The sequence below is a fragment of the Luteimicrobium sp. DT211 genome (assembly GCF_049844995.1).
Lineage (GTDB): Bacteria > Actinomycetota > Actinomycetes > Actinomycetales > Cellulomonadaceae > Luteimicrobium.
The window spans coordinates 43631-61145 of record NZ_JBNCMC010000003.1; the positions used below are offsets into that span (position 1 = coordinate 43631).

The 17515-nt window shown below is 74.1% G+C and carries 16 protein-coding genes and 1 tRNA gene; 9 read left to right on the top strand and 8 right to left on the bottom strand.

Features of this window, described 5'->3' with window-relative positions:
- Positions 1–140: 140 nt before the first annotated feature.
- Entirely contained in the window at positions 141–1739 is a 1599-nt protein-coding gene (locus ACLQ14_RS08055; protein WP_425811739.1) for a DUF6114 domain-containing protein, read from the bottom strand.
- 84 nt (positions 1740–1823) lie between these two features.
- Positions 1824–2462 carry a DUF6230 family protein gene (locus ACLQ14_RS08060; RefSeq protein ID WP_425811741.1) on the bottom strand — a complete coding sequence of 213 codons (639 nt, stop codon included), beginning with the start codon at positions 2460–2462 and terminating at the stop codon, positions 1824–1826.
- 89 nt (positions 2463–2551) lie between these two features.
- Here ACLQ14_RS08060 and ACLQ14_RS08065 point away from each other — a divergent pair, with 89 nt between their 5' ends.
- The gene (locus ACLQ14_RS08065; protein WP_425811743.1) at positions 2552–3196 is read left to right on the top strand and encodes a TetR/AcrR family transcriptional regulator; all 645 of its coding nucleotides are present in this window, start codon (positions 2552–2554) and stop codon (positions 3194–3196) included.
- A gap of 16 nt (positions 3197–3212) precedes the next feature.
- On the opposite strand, the gene mscL is transcribed toward ACLQ14_RS08065, so the two are convergent.
- The 4 genes from mscL to ACLQ14_RS08085 all read right to left on the bottom strand — a co-directional run bounded on the left by mscL (position 3213) and on the right by ACLQ14_RS08085 (position 5777).
- A complete protein-coding gene (gene mscL, locus ACLQ14_RS08070) occupies positions 3213–3644 on the bottom strand; it encodes a large conductance mechanosensitive channel protein MscL (protein ID WP_425811745.1) in 432 nt (143 codons plus the stop codon).
- A 110-nt stretch (positions 3645–3754) separates the two neighbouring features.
- Complete coding sequence (locus tag ACLQ14_RS08075) at positions 3755–4582, bottom strand: SAF domain-containing protein (RefSeq protein ID WP_425811747.1); 828 nt, start codon at positions 4580–4582, stop codon at positions 3755–3757.
- Between the two features lie 125 nt (positions 4583–4707).
- Positions 4708–5073 carry an FmdB family zinc ribbon protein gene (locus ACLQ14_RS08080; protein WP_425811749.1) on the bottom strand — a complete coding sequence of 122 codons (366 nt, stop codon included), beginning with the start codon at positions 5071–5073 and terminating at the stop codon, positions 4708–4710.
- A 65-nt stretch (positions 5074–5138) separates the two neighbouring features.
- Positions 5139–5777 (bottom strand): 5-formyltetrahydrofolate cyclo-ligase, encoded by a 639-nt coding sequence (locus ACLQ14_RS08085; RefSeq protein WP_425811751.1) that lies wholly within the window; start codon positions 5775–5777, stop codon positions 5139–5141.
- 149 nt (positions 5778–5926) lie between these two features.
- On the opposite strand from ACLQ14_RS08085, the gene ACLQ14_RS08090 reads away from it, so the two are divergent.
- Entirely contained in the window at positions 5927–6589 is a 663-nt protein-coding gene (locus ACLQ14_RS08090) for a GNAT family N-acetyltransferase (RefSeq protein WP_425812853.1), read from the top strand.
- Between the two features lie 39 nt (positions 6590–6628).
- The gene (locus ACLQ14_RS08095; RefSeq protein ID WP_425811753.1) at positions 6629–7831 is read left to right on the top strand and encodes a hypothetical protein; all 1203 of its coding nucleotides are present in this window, start codon (positions 6629–6631) and stop codon (positions 7829–7831) included.
- 74 nt (positions 7832–7905) lie between these two features.
- On the opposite strand, the gene ACLQ14_RS08100 is transcribed toward ACLQ14_RS08095, so the two are convergent.
- Entirely contained in the window at positions 7906–8859 is a 954-nt protein-coding gene (locus ACLQ14_RS08100; protein ID WP_425811755.1) for a helix-turn-helix domain-containing protein, read from the bottom strand.
- A gap of 448 nt (positions 8860–9307) precedes the next feature.
- On the opposite strand from ACLQ14_RS08100, the gene ACLQ14_RS08105 reads away from it, so the two are divergent.
- The 3 genes from ACLQ14_RS08105 to ACLQ14_RS08115 all read left to right on the top strand — a co-directional run bounded on the left by ACLQ14_RS08105 (position 9308) and on the right by ACLQ14_RS08115 (position 11095).
- Positions 9308–9380 (top strand) — tRNA-Ala (locus tag ACLQ14_RS08105).
- A gap of 172 nt (positions 9381–9552) precedes the next feature.
- Positions 9553–10404, top strand: a complete 852-nt coding sequence (locus ACLQ14_RS08110) for a hypothetical protein (RefSeq protein WP_425811757.1) — start codon at positions 9553–9555, stop codon at positions 10402–10404.
- A gap of 49 nt (positions 10405–10453) precedes the next feature.
- The gene (locus ACLQ14_RS08115; protein ID WP_425811759.1) at positions 10454–11095 is read left to right on the top strand and encodes a LysE family translocator; all 642 of its coding nucleotides are present in this window, start codon (positions 10454–10456) and stop codon (positions 11093–11095) included.
- A 36-nt stretch (positions 11096–11131) separates the two neighbouring features.
- Here ACLQ14_RS08115 and ACLQ14_RS08120 read toward each other — a convergent pair whose 3' ends face one another.
- Complete coding sequence (locus tag ACLQ14_RS08120) at positions 11132–11773, bottom strand: TetR family transcriptional regulator (RefSeq protein ID WP_425811761.1); 642 nt, start codon at positions 11771–11773, stop codon at positions 11132–11134.
- A 125-nt stretch (positions 11774–11898) separates the two neighbouring features.
- Between ACLQ14_RS08120 and ACLQ14_RS08125 the strand changes: the two genes are divergently transcribed.
- From ACLQ14_RS08125 to ACLQ14_RS08135, 3 genes are read left to right on the top strand one after another with little or no spacing between them, the layout of a single operon-like run.
- The gene (locus tag ACLQ14_RS08125; RefSeq protein WP_425811763.1) at positions 11899–13239 is read left to right on the top strand and encodes an MFS transporter; all 1341 of its coding nucleotides are present in this window, start codon (positions 11899–11901) and stop codon (positions 13237–13239) included.
- 50 nt (positions 13240–13289) lie between these two features.
- Complete coding sequence (locus ACLQ14_RS08130; protein WP_425811765.1) at positions 13290–15611, top strand: glycoside hydrolase family 3 C-terminal domain-containing protein; 2322 nt, start codon at positions 13290–13292, stop codon at positions 15609–15611.
- Entirely contained in the window at positions 15608–17506 is a 1899-nt protein-coding gene (locus ACLQ14_RS08135; protein WP_425811767.1) for a glycoside hydrolase family 3 protein, read from the top strand. Before ACLQ14_RS08130 ends, ACLQ14_RS08135 begins: the two co-directional genes overlap by 4 nt.
- The last annotated feature ends 9 nt before the right edge of the window (positions 17507–17515 follow it).

The following is a 17515-nucleotide window of genomic DNA, read 5'->3' on the forward strand; positions in this document are numbered from 1 at the left end:
GACGCAGTCCGAACCGCCTGTCCGCACCCACCCGCGGAAGGAACCACCGCGCCCGACGTCACCATCGGCGAACGGGGCGTCACCATCGGCGAACGCGACGTCACCGTCGGCGAACGGGGCGTCACCGCCGGCGGACGACGTCAGTGCTCGTAGACCTCTTGGTGCGGGTTGTCGTAGGCGAGCGACTGTGCCGTGTTGGCGACCATCTCGATCTTGACGTCCGTCATGGACGGGAGCGGGATGAAGCCGGGCGGGGCGCACTCGGGGGTGAAGGTGAGCGGGATCCCGAGCAGCTTGCCCGAGAACTTCGTCGCGTAAAGGAGGACGTCGCCCTTCATCGTGATCGAGTCGGACGTCGCGACCAGGCCCTGGCTGCCGTCCGCCTTGGCGGGCACGTCGAGCCGGAAGCCAGGGACGACGGCCTTGTCGGCGGTGAACTTCATGGCGCGGACGGTCGTGCCGTCGACGCGCTTCAGGGTGACGTTCCCCTTGTACCAGGAGTTCGTGATCTGGAACTTCGTGCCGGACAGGTGCGACGACAGGTTCGGCACGGTCACCTCCGCCGACGACCCGAGGTCCTTGCCCTCCCCGAGGCACAGCTTGAGCTGGTCCGCGAGGGCCTCGACGCCCTCCTTCGCGGCCTTCTCGACGGACGCCTGGTCGGTCGTGCCGTCGGAGGTGTCGCTCGTGTCGTCGGTGGCGTCCTTGCCCGTGGCGTCGGCGGCCGCCGTGTCGTCCGCCGGTGCGCCGGAGTGGGCGCCGTCGCCTGCCGTCCCGCCCCCCGACGACGACGGCGTGTCGCCCGCGGCGGACCCGCCACCGTCGCCCGCTGTCGCCCCGCCGGAAGGGGCGGGCGTCGAGGCGTCGGAGGCGCCGTCGTCGGCGGGGGAGCCCGCCGTCTCGGTGGGGGAGCCGGTCGCGGTCGGCGACTCGCTCGGCGCGCCCGTCGGGTCGCCGGAGCCGGCGTCGTCGTCGGCGGGGCAGAACACGTGCAGGGGGTCGAGGACGCACCAGCCGCTCTGGTCGGCCGTGCTCGCCGAGGCGGCGACGGGGAGCGCCGCACCGGTGCCGCCCAGGGCGAGCGCCGAGACGAGCACGCCCGCGCCGACGGCGTTGAGCCGTGCGCGACCGCCGCGCGGCACGGCGGGGAGGGAGCGGGCTACGGCGCCGGCCTCAGCCGGCGCCCCCGGGAAAGGGCGCGGCGCCGGCGAGTCGTCGAGGACGAGCGTGTCGTCCGTGGTGGGGGCGCTGCCCGTGAGGTCGAGGCCGTCGGCGTGGCGGGGGCGGGCGGTCGCGGTGGCCGCCTCCGGCGCGGGCTCGACCGCGTCGCGCGGAAGCCACGCCAGGGTCCAGACGGAGCCCACGACGCCGAGGATCGTACCGAGGGCGAACCCGCCGAAGTTGACGCCGATGAGCGAGTAGACCGAGACGACGAGCGCGATCACGCCGTAGAAGACCCGGTGCACGGGCATCGTCCAGGCGAGGATCCCCAGGAGCACCAGCGCGATCGGCAGGATCGTCGCCTGCATGCCCTGGACGCCGAACTGGAGGTGAAGGTGCCCGAAGTCGAGCTGGCCGGACCCGAAGAGCTCGAGCCCCGCGACGATCGTGACCAGGCCGCCCCAGAACGGTCGCGACCGGCGCCAGGCGCGGAACCGGTCCCGGCGGGCCTGGCCTGCGGCGGTCTCGGGTGCGTCGACGGTCGCGGTGTCGTCGGTCTCGTGCGGTGTCGTGGTCACCCTCTGGACTCCTTCGTCGGTCGAGGTGGGTGAGATGGGTGTCCCGCCCGCGGGAACCGACCCGCGGGCGGGACGCCGCATCCGTCAGAAGCAGGTGTCCTTGGGGGACGTGATGAACAGGTGCAGGCCGTTGAGCGTGAACGTGCCGGCCTGGGTGCTGAGCGAGGTCTGCTTGAGACCCTTGATGCTCACGTGGTCGGCGTCCTGCGCGAAGTCGCCCTTGGACCCCTTGGCCGTCGTCTGGACCTTCGACGCGTCGATGCCGATGCGGATGTTCGTGAAGGTGGCGTCGCCCTTGAGGTCGGTCATGCCGATCAGGAGGTCCTTGGCCTCGGCCGGCTTGCCGCCGCCGCCCGCTGTGATCTTCAGGCCCACGGGCGCGCCGGGGATGGAGACGGACTGGCACAGGTCCGCGAGCGTGGCGTTCTGGATGGCGGAGATCGCGACCGGGTTCTGCTTGCCGTCGGCGTCGACCGCGACGCCGGAGTACTGGGAGAAGCCGTCGCCCTCGAGCTGGGACGCGCCGACCTGGAACGGCAGGCCGGAGACGGCGAACGAGACGGGGACGGCGCCGCTCGCGACGCCTCCCATCAGCACGGTGACCGCGACGGCGGCCGGCACCGCGGCGAGCGCGACGCGACCCCGACGCGTGCTCGTGAGCTTCTTCAACTTCACGGATCCTCCTTGATTCATGGCGGTGCTGGCGACGTCGTCGTCGCTCATGGGGGCGACAGTACGGAGCCTACTGAACGCCTGTCAATAGCTAACTTGTCGCGAGTCAATAACGGCAGATCAGTCGCTATGCTCGGCTCATGGGCGACCAGCGCAATGACGAGAGGCGGACCCGCCTCTCACCCGACGAGCGCCGCGCGCAGCTCGTGGCCATCGGCGTCCAGGCGCTCGCCGACCACTCGCTCGACGAGCTCACCATCGAGCGGCTCTCGCAGCGCGCCGGTGTCTCGCGCGGGCTGCTGTTCTACTACTTCGGCTCCAAGCAGGGCTTCCACCGGGAGGTCGTCCGCGCTGCCCGCGACGGCCTGCTCCGCGCCACCGAGCCGGACCTGGACCTCGCGCCGCTCGACCGCCTCCACGCGACGCTCAGCAACCTCGTCCGGTTCGTCCGCGAGCACGAGGACACGTTCTTCTCGCTCGTGCGCGGCGCGGCGTCGGGGGACCGGGAGGTGCGCGAGGTCGTCCAGCAGGCGCGCGCGCTCCAGATGGAGCGGCTCCGGGTCGTCTGCGAGGAGCTCGGCATCCCGGACACGGCGATGCTCCGCATGACGCTGCGCTCGTGGGTCGCGTTCGCGGAGGAGTCTCTCGTCGACGGGGTGCTCGTCAGCGAGCTCTCGCCCGAGGAGCTCGTCGACTTCCTCGAGCGCACGCTGTTCGCCGTCGTGCCGTGCGTCGACCCGGCGTACCGGAAGCGTTTGCGGCCCGACGTCGCGGCGTCGAGCTGACGGAGGCCGGCCCCGGTCAGACGCGCGGGCGGTCCGCCAGCAGGTCGCGGATCTCCGTGAGGAGCTGGACGTCCGCGGGGGTGGCGGCGGGCTCCACGGCCTTGTTGCGGTTGCGGCGCTCGTTGATCTTGTTCATCGGCAGCACGATGAGGAAGTAGATCGCCGCTGCGATGAGGAGGAAGTTCACCACCGCCGTGAGGAGGTGGCCGACGCTGATGATCGCGTCGTCGTCGTGCGTCGAGGGATCCGGGCCGTGGCGGAGCGTGATGTCCCACAGCTGGTCGAAGTTCGGCTTCCCGAAGATCGCCCCGATGATCGGGTTGATGAAGTAGGTGACGAGCGAGTTCACCACCGCGGTGAACGCGGCACCGATGACGACCGCTACCGCGAGCTCGACGACGTTGCCCCGCATGATGAAGTCGCGGAAGCCGCTGAAGACGTGACGCATGCGTTCGGAGATCCTCTCGTGGTCCGGCCAAAGGTCGAGGACATACAAGCACGCCCGGGCGGGGGGTCACGAAGTCGTCCTCGCCCGCGTCGGGGGGCGCGCTCCGGTGGTCAGCGCACGAGCACCGCGGTGACGCGCGCCCAGTCCGGGCGCCCGGCGATGGCCTCCGCCTCCCTCGAAGTGACGGCCACGACGAGCGTCGGCGTCGCCGTGGCGGTGTCGCCGCCGCCCAGCAGCCCGCCCCCGGAACCGTGGTCGCCGTCGGGGGACGGCAGGACCAGCGCGCCGCGGGCCAGGTACGACGACGTCGCGGCCGGGGCGTTCTCGCCGTCGGCGTGCTCGTCCCCGCCGGCGCCTGCATCCTCGGCACCCGTGTCGGCGGCGGTGTCGGCGTCGTTCCCGCCCGTCGTGCCGGTCCCTGCCGCGCCGTCGGTCGTCGACGCGAGGAGGTCGACATGGTCGCCCGGGCCGAGCAGCGCGGCCGCCGGGTCGTCGGCGAGCGGGAGCGCGACGACGACGCGTCCCTTCGGGGCGCTCGCGGCCACCGCTCCCGCGGCGACGAGCCCGGGCGAGACGACGGTCCCGGCCGCGAGAGCGACGGACGCCACCCGCCCCTTCGCGTCCGAGGCGGCCCGATAGGCGGAGGGCGGGGCGAGGTCGGCGGCGACCCGGGCCACGCGCACGTCATGGACGTCGAGCGTCGTGCCCGCGGCGACGTCGTGGGCGGCGACGAGCACGGCCACGGTCGCCGGGGGAGCCGGCCTCAGCGCGCCGACGACGACCGCCGCCGCGAGCCCGCAACACACGGCGGCGACGGCGAAGCGGGCGCGCCAGAACGCCGTCGTCGCGCGCCGCCGGAGCCGGCCGGGGGCGCGGGCATCGTTCGGGACGGGCGGTCCGTGGGACGCGTCGGGGGCGCGGAGGTGGAGAAGGGGCACGCCGCGACGGTAGGCGACGTGCCGGAGGCGGTGCCGGGCCGCGGACGCGGGGTGTGCACGGCGGGCGCCGTCCACAGGCGGACCGTCGACCTCCGCGGGCGGCGGTCAGCCGCGCGGGCGGGACCTCAGGACGCTGCGGCCTTGGACGAGCTGCCGGAGCTGGGGGTCGACGCACCGGAGCTCGAGCTCGAGCCGGCGGAGGAGCCGCTCGACGTGCTCGGGGTGCTCGACGTGCTGGAGCTCGAGCTCTCGGAGCTCGTCGAACCCGACGTCGTGCTGGACGTCGTCGACGCGCTCTTGGCGCCGGTCGACGACGAGCGCGAGTCGTTGCGGTAGAACCCAGAGCCCTTGAAGACGACGCCGACGGCCGAGAACACCTTGCGCAGCGTGCCGCCGCACTCGGGGCAGACGGTCAGCGCGTCGTCGGAGAAGGACTGCTGGATGTCGAACGCGTGGCCGCAGTCGGCGCAGCGGTAGGCGTAGGTGGGCACGGTGGGGCTCCTCGGGAGGCCGACGGACGCACCGCCGGCTGGCACTCAGATGATCCGAGTGCCAATCATACGCCGAGCTCGCGCCACCCTGCGGGCGTGGCGACGGCCTGGACGCGCAGGTCGTGCGGCTCGAACGGGAGGGGTCGGGAGGCGGCGTCGTAGACCTCCTCCGGGAACACGACGGCGACGACGCGCGCGCCGGGGCGGGTGTGCTGGAGGACGCGGTCGTACCACCCACCGCCCTGGCCGAGGCGCATCCCGGTCGTGTCGACGGCGAGCGCGGGCACCAGGACCACGTCGGCCTCGGTCACCGCCTCCGCCGGGAGCTCGGGCGTGCCGGGCTCGGGCGGGCGCCCGGGCGCCCGGACCCGCAGGTCGTCGGAGCCCGCGTAGACCGCCCAGTTGCGCTGCAGCCCGGTGCCGAGCACGGGCAGGAGCACGCGGACGTCGCGGGCGGCGAGCCGGTCCATGATCGCGACGGTGCCGGGCTCGGCGGGCCGAGCCGCGTAGACCGCGACGCACCGGGCATCCTTGACCTCGGGGATCGACTCCACGACGTCGGCGAGGGCCTCCGCGGCCTCGCGGCGCAGCCGCTCGGAGCGGGCCTCGCGCGCCGTGCGGATCGCGCGGCGCAGCTCGTCCTTGGCGTCCTCCGGCTCGAGTCCGTTCGACGAGGGGTAGGGCTGCGCGCTGCCGGAGGTCATGGTGCCATTGTGGCAAACAGAACCCACGTCGACGCGGACCGCGCCGTGTCGGAGCGCCGGGACAGTTGGGGCGAACCGGCACGGCCGGGCCCCGTGGAGCGTTAGGGTCTGCCCATGATCTTCGACGCCCGCGGGGGTGCCCGGTGCCCCTGAGGACGGCCGCCGGAGGGCGCTCGTGGCCCGTGGCGCTGCGCGGCGAGGGGCCGCACGGCGAGGTCGTCCTCCGCCCGCTGCGCCGCGGCGACGTCGACAGCTGGATGGACCTGCGCCGCCGGAACTCCGCCTGGCTGGGCCAGTGGGAGGCGACCTCCCCGCGTCCCCAGCGCGGTCCGGCGCCGACGTTCGGCTCGTACGTGCGGCTGCTGTCGTCGCAGGCGCGCTCGGGGACGACCCTGCCGTTCGCGATCGAGTACGAGGGCGACCTCGTCGGACAGCTCACGGCGTCGTCGATCACCTACGGCTCACTCTGCTCGGCGACGATCGGCTACTGGGTGTCGGAGCACGTGGCGGGCCGCGGGATCGCGCCCACCGCCGTCGCGCTCACGGCCGACCACTGCTTCACCCGGCTGGGGCTGCACCGCGTCGAGGTGAACATCCGGCCCGAGAACGGGCCGAGCCTGCGCGTCGTGGAGAAGCTGGGCCTGCGCGACGAGGGTCTGAGGCGTCGCTACCTCCATATCAACGGCCGCTGGTGCGACCACCGGAGCTTCGCGGTGACCGTCGACGAGGTGCCCGACGGGCTCCTCGCACGCTGGCGGGCGACCTGGAGCACTGGCAACGTGGCAGGTCGGCGCGGCGACACGCCGTCGTGAGTCCGCCGAGGTGCGGCGACGCTCGCCTACGGTCGACTGGTGATGACGTCGTGGGCGGGGCCGGCAGCCGTGGTGCTGTTCGCTGCCTGGCTCGCGTACTACGTGCCCCTGCGCGTCGGGATGCGTCAGCAGGTGGCCGACGCGCGGACCTCGGACCGCTTCTCGGGCGGCCTGCGCGTGCTGGCGGTCGCGGGCCGCGGCGCGGTCGCGGCGACGGCAGCCGCCACCGCGTCGGAGGGGCCCGTCGTCACAGGAGGCGTGCCGCTGCTCGCGACGAGCGCGCAGTCGGCGCGCGGCAGCCGAGGCCGTGAGGAGGCGCTGGACGTGAGCTTCGACGAGCCGCAGGACGGCGGCCGGCCCCGTCGCGCCCTCGATCCGGTCGCCCGGCCGGTGTTCGCGCTGGACGTCAGGCGCGCAGCCGCGCGCCGTCGCATGCTGCTGACCCTCGCGCTGATCGCCGCTACGCTCCTGGTCGCTGTGCTGGCCGGCTTCGCGCTGGTGCCGTGGCCGGTCGTGCTGGTCCCCGTGGTGCTGCTCGCGGGCGTGCTCGCGCTCGGTCGCCGTGCGGTGCTCATGGCCCGACGCGCGGACGAGGCGCGACTCGAGGCCGCCCGCCGCCGTGCGCTCGACGCGCGCCGGCAGGCGCTGGGCAGCCCGCTGTCGCCGCGGAACGCCGCGCGGGGCGGTGAACGACGCCGGGTCACGGGCCACGCCGTCCAGACGTCCCAGACCGCGACCCAGATGATCCCGCGGATCACCGCCGAGGACCTCGACCGGGCGCGCCGTGCCGCCGCCCGCCGCGCGGCCGCGCGTCCCGAGCGGCCGACGCCGTCCGGCGACGACCGGTCGGCACGCGGCAGCGCGCGGGACCACGCACCCGTGCCGGAGGCGCCCGCCGCGGCGACGCCGACGCCCGCCGCAGGCGGCGGCTCGACGTGGGAGCCCGTCCCGGTGCCCCCGCCGACGTACACGATGAAGCCGACCGCGTCGAAGTCCGACCGGGTCCCGCTCCCCGAGCCGCTGCCGGAGCCGACGCCGGCGCCCGTGTCGGCCGAGGAGCTCGCACCGTTCGCCGCGCCGGGGCGCGTTCGCGTCCCCGCGGAGCTGCGGACGGACCGGACCGCGGGTTTCGACTCGGCACCCGCACCCGCGCGCGCGGAGGACGAGCCGAAGCCGACGACGGAGACCCTCGGGCTCTCGCTCGACGCGATCCTCGCGCGTCGGCGTGTCGTGGGCGAGTGAGCTCCACCGACTCCTGAGGCCGCCCCTGCGGACGGCAAGGCGGCGCGCCCGCGGAGGGCTGCGTCGTCGGGCGGTCAGGCGGCCGCGCAGAAGGTGTCGCGGTACGCGGACGGTGTGACGCCGACGATCCGCCGGAAGTGGTGGCGCAGCAGCGGGGCCGTCGCGAAGCCGGACTCGCGGGCGACGGTCTCGAGGTCGAGCTCGGTGTTCTCGAGCAGGTCGCGGGCGCGCAGGACGCGCTGCGACGTCAGCCAGCGAGCGGGCGTCGTGCCGGTCTCGGCGGCGAAGCGCCGCGCGAACGTGCGGGGCGACACGAACGCCCGGGACGCGAGGCTCGCGACCGTGTGCGGCTCGGCGAGGTGCTCGACGGCCCAGTCGAGGACCTCGCGCAGCGAGTCGTCGTCGCACGGCGGGACCGGCTGCGGGATGAACTGGCGCTGGCCGCCGTCGCGCTGCGGGGGCACGACCATGCGGCGCGCCATGACGTTCGCGACCTCGCTGCCGAGCTCGCGTCGCACGAGGTGCAGGCATGCGTCGATGCCGGCCGCGGTGCCGGCGCTCGTGATGACGTTCCCGTCGTCGACGAACAGGACGTCCGGGTCGACCGTGATCTCGGGGTACTCGCGGGCCAGCTTGTCCGCGTACATCCAGTGGGTGGTGGCGCGCCGGCCGTCGAGGACCCCGGCCTCGGCGAGCAGGAAGCTCCCCGAGCAGACGCTGAGCAGCAGCGCGCCGCGATCGTTCGCGCGGCGCAGGGCGTCGAGGACGGCCGGGTCCTGGCCCCGGTGGATGGCGGTCGCGGGGACGGCGACGAGGTCGACGTCGTCGAGCGCGTCGAGGCCGTGCGACGGGACGAGGTCGAGGCCCAGCTTGGTGCGGACCGGGTAGCCGGGCCGGGCGCCGCAGATGCGGAGGTCGAAGTTGGGCAGCCCGTCGTCGGTGCGGTCGATCCCGAAGACCTCGCACACGATCCCGAACTCGAACATCGACAGGCCGTCGACGACGACGGCGCCCACGCTGTGCAGCATCTCCCGACCGTACGTCCCTTGGCAGGATGTTGTCGAGGGGTGTCATGACTGCCACTCGTCGTCCCTGGCGCGGCGGCGGACGGTGGAGTCATGGAACAGGTGCTCGAGTTCGTGCTCGCCGTGGCCGTCGCCCTCGGGCTGGTCGGATCGGTCGTCGTGCTGCTGCTGCGCGGGACCCGGTGGGACGTCGTCGGACGCCGCCGGGCCGCGCCGCCCGTCCCCCGCGGGGTGTGGGCCGACGGCGCGGACGTCCCCGACGTCGTCGAGCTCGCCGCGCTGCGGGGCGCCCGCGAGCGTCCGCCCATCGACCCCGGGTGGCGCGAGGACAGCCCGGTCGCCCGGTTCGTCGGGGACCAGCCGTCCCCGCGCCGGGCCGCAGGGCCGGCCCAGGGGGCGTCCCCGATTTCCACTCCACCCCCCGCAGGGTGCTACTCTGGTGCCCGCTCGAGGGGCTATGGCGCAGTTGGTAGCGCGTCTCGTTCGCAATGAGAAGGTCGGGGGTTCGAATCCCCCTAGCTCCACCTCCGGAAGGCCGCTGATCGGGTCAACACCCAGGTCAGCGGCCTTCTTCATGCCCTGGCGCGATCGAACGACGCGACCGCGACGGACGAACGAGGTCATGGGGAGTGGACGCGGCGGTCGCCCCCGGACTCGGTCAGGATGACGGCAGGCGGGCTCGCGAATCCTGCCGCCATGACACCTGACGCGACCTCATCCGCCCGCGCGCGCCTCATGCTCAACAAGGTTCCCGAAGTGACCGTCTACTTCTGGATCATCAAGATTCTCTGCACCACCGTCGGTGAGAGCTTCGCCGACTACATCAACGAGACCCTCGGGTTCGGCCTCACGAACACGACCGTGCTGTTCTCGGCCGTCCTGGCGGTGGCCCTGGTCGCACAGTTCCGCAGCAGTCGCTACGTCCCGGCGACCTACTGGCTCGTCGTGGTCCTGATCAGCGTCGTCGGCACCCTGCTCACCGACAACCTCACCGACGGCATCGGTGTGCCGTTGTGGATCAGCACCACCGTCTTCTCCGTCTTGCTGGCAACGGTCTTCTCCGTCTGGTACGCCCGAGAGCGGACCCTCTCGATCCACTCCATCGTCACCACACCGCGCGAGGCCTTCTACTGGCTGACCGTCCTCGTCACCTTCTCGCTCGGCACCGCCGTCGGCGACTGGACGCTCGAGCTGACCGGGTGGGGCCCCGGCCCGTCCGTGCTCCTCCCGCTCGCGCTGATCGCGAGCGTCGCCGTCGCCTGGCGCCTCGGGATGGGATCCGTGCTGTCGTTCTGGCTCGCGTACATCCTGACGCGGCCGCTCGGAGCCAACATCGGTGACTTCCTCAGCGCGGACCGGTCCGAAGGTGGACTCGGCCTCGGCACGTTGTGGACCAGCGTGCTCTTCCTCGGTGCCATCGTCGCCGTCGTCGTGTTCCTGAGCCTGACCCACAGGGACGAGATCCGCCCGACCGCCTCCCGAGGGGAGCGCCGCGGCGCACCTGAGGTGGAGCCCGCCGTGCGCGAGCTGGAGGCGGACGAGGTCTGAGGCGTCGGGGCCACAGCAGACGTGAGCCCGGCGGTATAGCGTGACGTTCGTGCCGCCGTCTCACAGCGTCCTGGCCTTCGCGCTCGCGTCGCTGCTGCTGATCCTCATCCCGGGCCCGAGCGTGCTCTTCGTCATCGGCCGGTCGCTGTCGCTCGGGCGTCGCGGCGGCCTGTTGAGCGTGCTGGGGAACGAGCTCGGTGCGCTGGTGCTCGTCGCGGCGGTCGCGTTCGGCGTCGGCTCGATCGTCGCCGAGTCGATCCTGCTGTTCAGCGCCGTGAAGCTCGTGGGCGGCGCGTATCTCGTCTACCTCGGGGTGCAGGCGATCCGGCACCGGCGCGTCGTCGTGGACGACGGCGCCGAGCCGCGGCGCCGTGACAGCTCGGCGTGGCGGGTGCTGCGGCAGGGCTTCGTGGTCGGGGTGACCAACCCCAAGACGGTCGTGTTCTTCGTCGCGGTGCTCCCGCAGTTCGTCGACGTCCGCTCGGCGCACGTCCCGCTCCAGATGATGGTCCTCGGGGCGGTGTTCACCGCCATCGCGCTGGTGTGCGACGGCACGTGGGCCCTCCTGGCCGGGACGGCGCGGCACTGGTTCGCCCGGTCCCCGCGCCGGCTCTCGGCGGTGCGCGCCACCGGTGGCGGGATGATGATCGGCCTCGGCGGCACGCTCGTCCTGGCGGGCAACAAGATCTGATCGGGCCGCCCCGGGCCCTGCCTCAGGCTGCGGCAGTCAGGGGCGGGGGAGCGGGGTGCGGAGCAGCCCGTCGATCGCGTCGCGCAGCTCCGCGGCCATGTCGACGGCGTCGCGCCGGTAGAGCCACTGCACCTGCAGTCCGTCCATGAGGGCGATGATGCGGTGGCCGGCGACGGCGGGGTCGACGCCGTCGCGGAGCTCGCCGCGGTCCCGCGCGACGGTGAGGGCCTCGGTCGCGCTCGAGACGGCCAGGTCGTAGCGGGCGACGAAGTAGTCGTGCGCGGGGTGGTCGGGCGCCGTGGCCTCCGCGGACAGCACGACGAACAGCTCGACGATGCCTGGCCGCGCCTGGTTCCAGGCCGCGAGGTCGACGAGCCGCCGCAGCGACTCGACGCCGTGGTGCTCCGCGAGCGCGAACCGTTCGGTGTCCTCCGCGTCGCGGTGCTCGAGCACCGCGAGCAGGAGCGCCTCCATGGTCGGGAAGTGGTGCAGGAGGCCGGGGTGGGAGAGCCCGGCGCGCGCCGCGACGTCCCGGAGCGAGGTGCCGCGGTACCCCTGCTCGGCGTAGAGCGCGATCGCCGCGTCGATGATCTGCCGACGCCGGGCGCGCCCCTTCGCGTAGCCGCCCGAGCGCGTTCCCGGTCGGGGCGTGGCGGGGGCGGCGGTCGTCGTCGGCATGGGGTCACCCTACTGGCGTCCACAGCAGGCGGACAGCCGAAAGGCGACCGACTGGTAGGTATTGGTGCTAGCCTCCGTCCAGACGCGGCTACCGAAGGCCGCCCCGGACACAGGAGTCCTGACCCATGACGAGCACCGTCGAACCTCGGCAGGCCCGCACCGACGACGCACGGCCGAGCGCTGTGACCCCGGCGACGCCGTCGGCGGCCGGCCCGGCGCCCGAGAGCGGCGCGAAGCGCAGCGGACGCGGGCTCGAGATCGCCTACGTCGCGGCGTTCTTCACGCTGTACGTCGCGCTGCTGACGCCGGTCGTGAGCACGCTGGCGCTCAAGATCGACGCCCTGTCGAGCGACTCCGCCCGCGCGGGCAACCTCGCGCTGGTCACCGGGGTCGGCGCGTTCTTCGCGTTCGTCGCGAACCCCCTCGCGGGGGCGCTGTCGGACCGCACGACGTCGCGGCTCGGCATGCGGCGGCCCTGGCTCCTGTGGGGCTCGCTGCTGGGCGCCGTGGGGCTCCTCACCGTCGCGTTCGCGCCCAGCATCGCCGTCGTCGTCGTCGGCTGGGCGATCGCGCAGGCCGCGTTCAACGGGACGCAGGCCGCGCTCCAGGCGCTCCTGCCGGACCAGGTCCCCGAGCACCGGCGCGCCCGCGTGTCCGGCTACCTCGGCATGGCGCAGAACGTCGCGCCGCTGGTCGGCGTCGCACTCGCCTACGTCTTCACGGCCGCCCACCTGAACCAGGCTTGGATGTTCGTCATCCCCACCCTGCTCGGCCTCGCCGGCGTGCTCGTGCTCGTCGCCGTCCTGCGCGACCGCCACCTCACGAAGGGCGAGGCCGGCCCCTTCAGGCTCGGCGCGTTCCTCAAGGGCTTCTGGGTCAGCCCCCGCAAGCACCCCGACTTCGGGTGGGCCTTCGCCGGGCGGTTCCTGCTCCTGTTCGCGTTCGCGTCCTACAACACGTACCAGGTCTACTACCTGCTCGACCGGTTCGGCTTCGACGACGCCACCGCCCTCAGCTGGCAGCTGCGGCTCATGGTCGTCAACGCGCTGTGCCTCGTCGTCGCCGCGACCATCGGCGGCGCGCTGTCCGACCGGACCGGCCGCCGCAAGGTGTTCGTCGTGACCTCGACCGTGCTGGCCGCCGCGGGGCTCGTCGTGTTCGCCGTCGCGCAGTCCCCGAACGTCCTCTACGGCGCGTCCGTCCTGTTCGGCGCGGGCCTCGGCACCTACTTCGCGGTCGACCTCGCGCTCGTCACCGACGTCCTGCCGAACCGCGAGACCGAGGCCGCCAAGAACATGGGGGTGTTCAACATCGCCAACGCCCTGCCGCAGTCGCTCGCGCCGGCCGTCGCGCCCGCGTTCCTCGCGATCGGCGGCGGCGACAACTACGTCGCCCTGTTCGTCGTCGCGGCCGTCATCGCCGCGCTCGGCGCCGTCAGCACCCTGTTCATCCGCGGCGCCCGCTGAGCGTCCGCCGCCCCTGCGCGTCCACGTCCGTCCCGAGAGAGGCTCCACCCGTGACCACCACCACCGACCCCACCACCCCCACCAAGCCCGCGGACGCGCTCGACGTCGGAGCGCTCGTCGGGCAGCTCACCCTCGAGGAGAAGGCCGAGCTGCTCGGTGGGTCCGACTTCTGGCGGACCACCCCCGTCGAGCGCCTCGGCATCGGGAAGGTCTGGCTGTCCGACGGCCCGCACGGGCTGCGCGCGCAGGCCGAGGACGGCGACCACCTGGGCCTCCTCGCCGCCGACCCCGCCGTCGCGTTCCCGCCCGCCGCCGCGCTGGCCTCGACGTGGGACGTCGACCTGCTCGCCCGCGTGGGTGCCGCCATCGGCGAGGAGGCGCGCGCGAAGGGCGTGTCCGTCGTCCTCGGCCCGGGTGTCAACATGAAGCGCTCGCCGCTGTGCGGACGCAACTTCGAGTACTTCTCCGAGGACCCCCGCCTCGCGGGGACCGTCGGCGCGGCGTTCGTCAAGGGCGTCCAGAGCCAGGGCGTCGGCACCTCGCTCAAGCACTTCGCCGCCAACAACCAGGAGACGGAACGCATGAGCGTGTCCGCCGACGTCGACGAGCGGACCCTGCGCGAGATCTACCTCCCCGCGTTCGAGCGCGTCGTCACCGAGGCGCAGCCCTGGACCGTCATGTGCTCCTACAACCGCATCAACGGCGTGTTCGCGTCGCAGGACCGCTGGCTGCTCACGGACGTGCTGCGCGGCGACTGGGGCTTCCGCGGTGCCGTCGTGTCCGACTGGGGCGCCGTCTACGACCGGGAGAAGGCGGTCCACGCCGGCCTCGACCTCGAGATGCCGTCGTCGGGCGGGCTCGGCACCCGCCGCGTGCTCGACGCCGTCCGGTCCGGCGAGCTGTCCGTCGAGGACGTCGACCTCGCCGTGACGCGCGTGCTCGAGCTCGTCGCGAAGGCGCAGCCGGCGCTCGCAGACCGCGGGTCCGCCGACCTCGAAGCCCACCACGCGCTCGCCCGCGAGGCGGCCGCCCGCTCCGCGGTGCTGCTCCAGAACGACGGCGTCCTGCCGCTCGACGGGGCCGCGACCGGCACGGTCGCCGTCGTGGGGGAGCTCGCCCGCACGCCGCGCTTCCAGGGCGGCGGCTCGTCGCAGGTCACGCCCACACGCGTCGACGCGGCGCTCCCCGCGCTGCAGGACGCGCTCGGCGAGCGGCTCGTCTTCGCCGCGGGCTACGCGCTCGACGACGACGCCCCCGCGGACCAGGTCGCCGCGCTCCGCGACGAGGCCCTCGCGGCCGCGCGCGCCGCCGAGGTCGTCGTGCTGTTCCTCGGCCTGCCCGACGCGTACGAGTCGGAGGGCTTCGACCGCGTCCACATGCACCTGCCGCCCCAGCAGACGGCGCTGCTCGAGGCGCTCGCGGACGCGGGTGCCCGGGTCGTCGTCGTCCTCAGCAACGGGTCCGTGGTCGAGGTCGCGCCGTGGCGCGACCGGGCCGCCGCGATCCTGGAGACGTGGCTGCTCGGCCAGGCGGGGGGCGGCGCCGTCGCCGACCTGCTGCTCGGCCGTGCCAACCCGTCCGGGCGGCTCGCCGAGACCTTCCCGCTGCGTTACGAGGACAACCCCGCGCTCGGGAACTTCCCCGGCGAGGCGGGCCACGTCCGCTACGGCGAGGGGCTCCTGATCGGGTACCGCTGGTACGACGCGCGCGCCCTCGAGGTCGCGTTCCCGTTCGGCCACGGCCTGTCGTACACGACCTTCGACTACTCCGACCTGGCCGTCGACGTGCTCGACGACGGACCCGCGCCGCGCGTACGCGTCGCGCTCACCGTCACGAACACGGGCGAGCGGGCCGGCCACGAGGTCGTCCAGGTCTACGTGACCGACCCCGAGTCGAGCGTGTTCCGGCCCGTCCAGGAGCTCGGCGGGTTCGGCGTCGTCGAGCTCGAGGCCGGGGCGTCGCAGCGCGTCGAGGTCGAGCTCGACGCGCGCGCCTTCCAGTTCTGGCACCCCGAGGTGTCGCGGTGGGTCGCCGAGCCGGGGCGCTTCGGCGTCCGGGTGGGTGCGTCGTCGCGGGACGTCCGGCTGGAGGCCGAGATCGAGCTCGCGGGCGAGGTCGTCGTCCCCGAGCTGACCGCCGACTCGACGGTCGAGGCGTGGCTCGCGCACCCGCTCGCGGGGCCGCCGCTGCGCGCGCAGCTCGAGGCGGACCCGGCCGCGGCCGGGATGTTCTTCGCCCCCGAGGTCGGCGTCATGATGCGCGCGATCCCGCTGCGGCGGATCGCGCGGTTCCCCGGGTTCCCGGTGTCCGAGGCCGACCTCGAGGCCGCGGCCGCCCAAGCCGACGCCGCGTACCGGGCGGGTGCGCGGTGACCGCGGTCGCGGTGGGGCGCGCGGGCGAGCATGGCCCGAGCGAGGGCGCGGCCCCCGTGCCCGACGACGCCCCCTACAAGGACGCGTCCCGGCCCGTCGAGGAGCGGGTCGACGACCTGCTCGCGCGCATGACGGTCGAGGAGAAGGCCGGCCAGCTGTTCCAGGACATGGTCACGGTCGGGGAGGGCGGCACGCTCGCCGAGCGGGACGCCGTCTTCGGGACGCCCAGCGTCCACGAGTACGTCGTCGAGCGGCACATGACGCACCTCAACGTGCTCGGCGCCCCCGGCACGGCCGCGGAGCTCGCCGCCTGGCACAACCGCGTGCAGGAGGTCGCGGCGTCGACCCGGCTCGGCATCCCCGTCACGGTCGCGAGCGACCCGCGGCACGCGTTCAGCGACAACCCGCTCGCCGCGCTCGCGGCCGGCCCGTTCTCGCAGTGGCCCGAGACGCTGGGGCTCGCCGCGATCGGCGACCCCGGCTTCGTCGAGCGGTTCGCCGACACGGTCCGGCGCGAGTACGTCGCCACCGGGCTGCGGACCGCGCTGCACCCCCAGGTCGACCTCGCGACCGAGCCGCGGTGGGCCCGCGCGTCGGGCACGTTCGGGGAGGACGCCGCGCTCGCGACCGCCCTCGGCGTCGCGTACGTGCACGGGCTGCAGGGGACCGGCGCCGTCGCGCGCGGCGCCGGGCTCGACGGCGCGTTCGGGACGGCATCCGTCTCGGCGATGACCAAGCACTTCCCCGGCGGCGGCCCGCAGCTCGACGGCGAGGACCCGCACTTCGCCTACGGCCGCGAGCAGGTCTACCCGGGCGGGCGGTTCGAGGAGCACCTGGAGCCGTTCCGCGCCGTGATCGCCGCGGGGACGCGCCAGCTCATGCCGTACTACGGGATGCCGGTCGGGCTCGAGGTCGGCGGGCAGGCGGTGCCGGAGGTCGGCTTCGGCTTCAACCGGCCGATCGTCACCGGCCTGCTGCGCGAGACGCTCGGCTACGAGGGCGTCGTCTGCACCGACTGGGGGCTCGTGTCCGACGCCGAGATCATGGGCCGGCCGTTCCCCGCGCGGGCGTGGGGCGTCGAGCACCTGACCCGGCACGAGCGCGTCGCCGCGATCCTCGACGCGGGCTGCGACCAGCTCGGTGGCGAGGCCTGCCCGGAGCTCGTCGTCGACCTCGTGCGCGCCGGCACCGTCACCGAGGAGCGGCTCGACGTCTCCGTGCGGCGGCTGCTGCGCGAGAAGCTCCTGCTCGGGCTGTTCGACGAGAACCGGTACGTCGACGTCGAGGCCGCCGCGCGGCTCGTCGGGTCGCCCGAGGCGAGGGCCGCCGGGCGTGCCGCGCAGTCGGCCTCGGTCACCGTCCTGACGTCGCCGCCCGACGGCGCGGCGCGCCTCCCGCTCGCGCGCGGGCTGCGCGTCTACGCGGAGGGCCTGCCTGACGACGTCGTCGCCGCGTACGGCGAGCCCGCCACGAGCCCCGCCGACGCCGACGTCGCCGTCCTGCGCCTCGCCGCGCCCTGGGAGGACCGCGGGCCCGGGTTCGAGCAGCTGTTCCACGCCGGGTCGCTCGAGTTCCCCGCCGGGGAGGTCGAGCGCGTGCTCGCCGTCTGCGACGCCGTCCCGACCGTCCTCGCGGTCTACCTCGACCGGCCCGCGGTGCTCACGCCGTTCGTCGGGCGGGCGGCGGCCGTGGTCGCCGAGTACGGCGCGTCGGGGGAGGCGCTGCTCGACGCTCTCACCGGCGTCGAGCCGGCCCGCGGTCGTCTGCCCTTCGACCTGCCGTCGTCGATGGCGGCCGTGGTCGCGTCGCGGCCCGACGTCGCGCACGACACCGCCGACCCGCTGTTCCGTGCGGGGCACGGGCTGGGTGTGGAGGGCAGGTCGACCGAGGGCTGACCGGCGGAT